Origin of the sequence: Rothia nasimurium (assembly GCF_928392795.1) — a bacterium.
GTDB classification, from domain to species: domain Bacteria; phylum Actinomycetota; class Actinomycetes; order Actinomycetales; family Micrococcaceae; genus Rothia; species Rothia nasimurium_F.
This window is the reverse complement of record NZ_CAKMTJ010000017.1, coordinates 1-5,404: the sequence shown is the minus strand read 5'-3', so window position 1 is coordinate 5,404 and position 5,404 is coordinate 1. Positions and strand designations below refer to the sequence as shown.

Sequence of the window (5,404 nt, the reverse complement as noted above, 5' to 3'; positions counted from 1 at the left end):
GGGTTGTTATCTCAAAACCATACAGTGGACGCAAACAACAAACAAACTCAGTCATAAAAGTGTAAGCCTTCGGACTATTAGTACCAGTCAACTCCACGGGCATTCCCCGCGTCCATACCTGGCCTATCAACCCCATCATCTATAGGGATCCTCACGTGACCCAAAGGCCACCAGGAAATCTCATCTCGAAACAGGCTTCCCGCTTAGATGCTTTCAGCGGTTATCCCTCCCGAACGTAGCCAATCAGCCATGCACCTGGCGGTACAACTGACATACCAGAGGTTCGTCCGTCCCGGTCCTCTCGTACTAAGGACAGCCTTTCTCAAATTTCCAACGCGCGCAGCGGATAGAGACCGAACTGTCTCACGACGTTCTGAACCCAGCTCGCGTACCGCTTTAATGGGCGAACAGCCCAACCCTTGGGACCAACTCCAGCCCCAGGATGCGACGAGCCGACATCGAGGTGCCAAACCATGCCGTCGATATGGACTCTTGGGCAAGATCAGCCTGTTATCCCCGAGGTACCTTTTATCCGTTGAGCGACGGCCGTTCCACAACGTACCGCCGGATCACTAGTCCCGACTTTCGTCCCTGCTCGACCTGCCAGTCTCACAGTCAAGCTCCCTTGTGCACTTACACTCAACACCTGATTGCCAACCAGGCTGAGGGAACCTTTGGGCGCCTCCGTTACTTTTTGGGAGGCAACCGCCCCAGTTAAACTACCCATCAGGCACTGTCCCTGACCCGGATCACGGGCCGAAGTTAGACATCCAGAGCGACCAGAGTGGTATTTCAACAACGACTCCACACGAACTAGCGTCCATGCTTCACAGTCTCCCACCTATCCTACACAAGCCGCACCGAACACCAATACCAAACTATAGTAAAGGTCACGGGGTCTCGTCGTCCTGCTGCGCGAAACGAGCATCTTTACTCGTACTGCAATTTCGCCGAGTTCATGGTTGAGACAGTAGGGAAGTCGTTACTCCATTCGTGCAGGTCGGAACTTACCCGACAAGGAATTTCGCTACCTTAGGATGGTTATAGTTACCACCGCCGTTTACTGGGGCTTAAATTCTCAGCTTCGCCCACAAGGGGCTAACCAATCCTCTTAACCTTCCAGCACCGGGCAGGAGTCAGTCCGTATACATCGTCTTACGACTTCGCACGGACCTGTGTTTTTGATAAACAGTCGCTTCCCCCAATTCTCTGCGACCCATACACGCTCACCACCGCGCAGGTGGGTCACGCTCAAGGCTCCCCTTCTCCCGAAGTTACGGGGACATTTTGCCGAGTTCCTTAACCATGATTCTCTCGATCGCCTTAGTATTCTCTACCTGATCACCTGTGTCGGTTTCGGGTACGGGCGGCTAAAACCTCACGTCGATGCTTTTCTCGGCAGCATAGGATCACCAAATCCCCCACAAACGGGGTCCCATCACGTCTCAGGCCAACACCGGCGCATTTAACAACCGGATACCCTACACGCTTAGACCACGACAACCATCGCGTGGCTTGGCTACCTTCCTGCGTCACACCTGTTAATACGTTTACCTCCAAAAATCGGGTCCTGCAGTCCACCACAAGCTCCCACACCCGAAGGTGCAGGTTACAAACGGCTTCTCACAGTTAGCATCAAAATATCAGTATGGGCGGTTTTTCGCCGGTACGGGAATATCAACCCGTTATCCATCGACTACGCCTGTCGGCCTCGCCTTAGGCCCCGACTAACCCAGGGCAGATTAGCTTGACCCTGGAACCCTTGATCATCCGGCGCACGGGTTTCTCACCCGTGATTCGCTACTCATGCCTGCATTCTCACTCGCGTACCCTCCACCACTGGTTTACACCGCAGCTTCACTGGATACACGACGCTCCCCTACCCAACCAGTCATAAAAACTGATTGCCATAACTTCGGTGGTGTACTTGAGCCCCGCTACATTATCGGCGCAGAATCACTTGACCAGTGAGCTATTACGCACTCTTTCAAGGGTGGCTGCTTCTAAGCCAACCTCCTGGTTGTCTAAGCAACTCCACATCCTTTCCCACTTAGTACACGCTTAGGGACCTTAGTTGATGGTCTGGGCTGTTTCCCTCTCGACAATGAAGCTTATCCCCCACTGTCTCACTGCTACGCTCTCACTTACCGGCATTCGGAGTTTAGCTGACGTCAGTAACCCTGTGGGGCCCATCGGCCATCCAGTAGCTCTACCTCCGGCAAGAAACACGTAACGCTGCACCTAAATGCATTTCGGGGAGAACCAGCTATCACAGAGTTTGATTGGCCTTTCACCCCTATCCACAGCTCATCCCCTCCATTTTCAACTGAAGTGGGTTCGGTCCTCCACGACGTCTTACCGTCGCTTCAACCTGGCCATGGATAGATCACTCCGCTTCGGGTCTAGATCCTGCCACTGACTCGCCCTATTCAGACTCGCTTTCGCTACGGCTTCCCCACACGGGTTAACCTCGCGACAGAACACTAACTCGCAGGCTCATTCTTCAAAAGGCACGCTGTCACCCCTAAAGGCTCCAACGGCTTGTAAGCACACGGTTTCAGGTACTATTTCACTCCCCTCCCGGGGTACTTTTCACCATTCCCTCACGGTACTGATTCACTATCGGTCACTAGAAAGTATTTAGACTTACCAGGTGGTCCTGGCAGATTCACACGAGATTCCACGAGCCCCGTGCTACTCGGGTGGCACACACGCGGTCTAACACATTACGATTACAGGACTCTCACCCTCTCCGGTCGCCCATCCCAAGGCGTTCACCTACATGCTAGAACATCACGTCAACAGCCGGTTGAAACTGTTATGCGTACTCCCACAACCCCCATGATGCAACCCTCAACCGGTATCACACACCACAGGTTTAGTCTCTTCCGCTTTCGCTCGCCACTACTCACAGAATCATTAGTTATTTTCTCTTCCTGAGGGTACTGAGATGTTTCACTTCCCCTCGTTCCCTCCAACCAGCCTATACATTCAGCTGGTGGTAACAAACCATGATGGCTTGCTGGGTTTCCCCATTCGGACATCCTGGGATCAACGCCCTGTTATCGGCTTCCCCAGGCTTTTCGCAGATTCACACGTCCTTCATCGGCTTCTAGTGCCAAGGCATCCACCGTGTGCCCTTAATAACTTACACACAGATAAAATCAAAGATATTAACCTTGACTAACTAAGTACAAAATCAAAAGTATCAAAGAAACCCAATCATTAGAGATTGAGAAATCTTCATTACATTCGAAGATGCTCGCGTCCACTATACAGTTCTCAAACAACAACCCGATACCACTCGAGGCAACCAAAGACAAAGCTCAGTCACTACTCTCATGCCGGGAACCTGAGAGCAACAAACCACATGGCTTGTTACCTCAAAACCCAAAAGCGCACCAACATTACACACAATCCTTATCAGCACCCACCAGGGGCACCTGAACTAACATTCCACCCATGAGCAAACCACCCAAACGACACTCGCGTCCGGCGTGGCTCAACCAATATGTTGAAGCTCCTTAGAAAGGAGGTGATCCAGCCGCACCTTCCGGTACGGCTACCTTGTTACGACTTAGTCCCAATCGCCAATCCCACCTTCGACGACTCCCTCCCACAAGGGGTTAGGCCATCGGCTTCGGGTGTTACCAACTTTCGTGACTTGACGGGCGGTGTGTACAAGGCCCGGGAACGTATTCACCGCAGCGTTGCTGATCTGCGATTACTAGCGACTCCGACTTCATGGGGTCGAGTTGCAGACCCCAATCCGAACTGAGACCGGCTTTTTGGGATTAGCTCAACCTCACAGTATCGCAACCCTTTGTACCGGCCATTGTAGCATGCGTGAAGCCCAAGACATAAGGGGCATGATGATTTGACGTCATCCCCACCTTCCTCCGAGTTGACCCCGGCAGTCTCCTATGAGTCCCCACCATTACGTGCTGGCAACATAGAACGAGGGTTGCGCTCGTTGCGGGACTTAACCCAACATCTCACGACACGAGCTGACGACAACCATGCACCACCTGTATACCAGCCCCGAAGGGAAACTCTATCTCTAGAGCGGTCCAGTATATGTCAAGCCTTGGTAAGGTTCTTCGCGTTGCATCGAATTAATCCGCATGCTCCGCCGCTTGTGCGGGCCCCCGTCAATTTCTTTGAGTTTTAGCCTTGCGGCCGTACTCCCCAGGCGGGGCACTTAATGCGTTAGCTACGGCGCGGAAAACGTGGAATGTCCCCCACACCTAGTGCCCAACGTTTACGGCATGGACTACCAGGGTATCTAATCCTGTTTGCTCCCCATGCTTTCGCTTCTCAGCGTCAGTTACAGCCCAGAGACCTGCCTTCGCCATTGGTGTTCCTCCTGATATCTGCGCATTTCACCGCTACACCAGGAATTCCAGTCTCCCCTACTGCACTCTAGTTAGCCCGTACCCACTGCAAACCCGGGGTTAAGCCCCGGGCTTTCACAGCAGACGCGACAAACCGCCTACAAGCTCTTTACGCCCAATAATTCCGGACAACGCTCGCGCCCTACGTATTACCGCGGCTGCTGGCACGTAGTTAGCCGGCGCTTCTTCTGCAGGTACCGTCACTTTCGCTTCTTCCCTGCTGAAAGAGGTTTACAACCCGAAGGCCGTCATCCCTCACGCGGCGTCGCTGCATCAGGCTTGCGCCCATTGTGCAATATTCCCCACTGCTGCCTCCCGTAGGAGTCTGGGCCGTGTCTCAGTCCCAGTGTGGCCGGTCACCCTCTCAGGCCGGCTACCCGTCGTCGCCTTGGTGAGCCGTTACCTCACCAACAAGCTGATAGGCCGTGAGCCCATCTAAAACCAGTACATATCCCTTTCCACCAGCATCCCATGCGGGAACTGGTCGTATCCGGTATTAGACCTCGTTTCCAAGGCTTATCCCAGAGTTAAAGGCAGGTTACTCACGTATTACTCACCCGTTCGCCACTAATCCACCCAGCAAGCTGGGCTTCATCGTTCGACTTGCATGTGTTAAGCACGCCGCCAGCGTTCGTCCTGAGCCAGAATCAAACTCTCCGTTGAAAAAATGAAGTAGTTGATGATCCTGGTCTCTGATTGTTAGCGAACCATTCACCACGGGGTGGTGTGGTTCGAGCTGACGAATCTGAAACCAATTGATTATCAAATTCTGTAAGAAACTCTTGGTTTCTCACATGTTGTATAAATATTTGGTATCAGTTCAATTTCCGCACTACCTGGTGTTCCTTGTGAACACTAGTGTGTAGTGTGGACGATAAGAATGTTATTTATAACATTGGTACGCTATTGAGTTTTCAAGCAACAAACCGCATTCTCAACCCTAGCCAGATGCTGGCCGGTGTTTCGTATCGGTCATTCTCAAGTTTTTGTGTTACCCGTTTGGGCAACTC

At 52.6% G+C, this 5,404-nt stretch carries 2 rRNA genes; both read right to left on the bottom strand.

Annotated features, from left to right (window positions below):
- Positions 1-57: 57 nt before the first annotated feature.
- A 23S ribosomal RNA gene (locus L6963_RS11585) occupies positions 58-3,154 on the bottom strand.
- A 374-nt stretch (positions 3,155-3,528) separates the two neighbouring features.
- A 16S ribosomal RNA gene (locus L6963_RS11580) occupies positions 3,529-5,057 on the bottom strand.
- The 16S and 23S rRNA genes sit together here, the layout of an rRNA operon.
- Positions 5,058-5,404 lie beyond the last annotated feature (347 nt).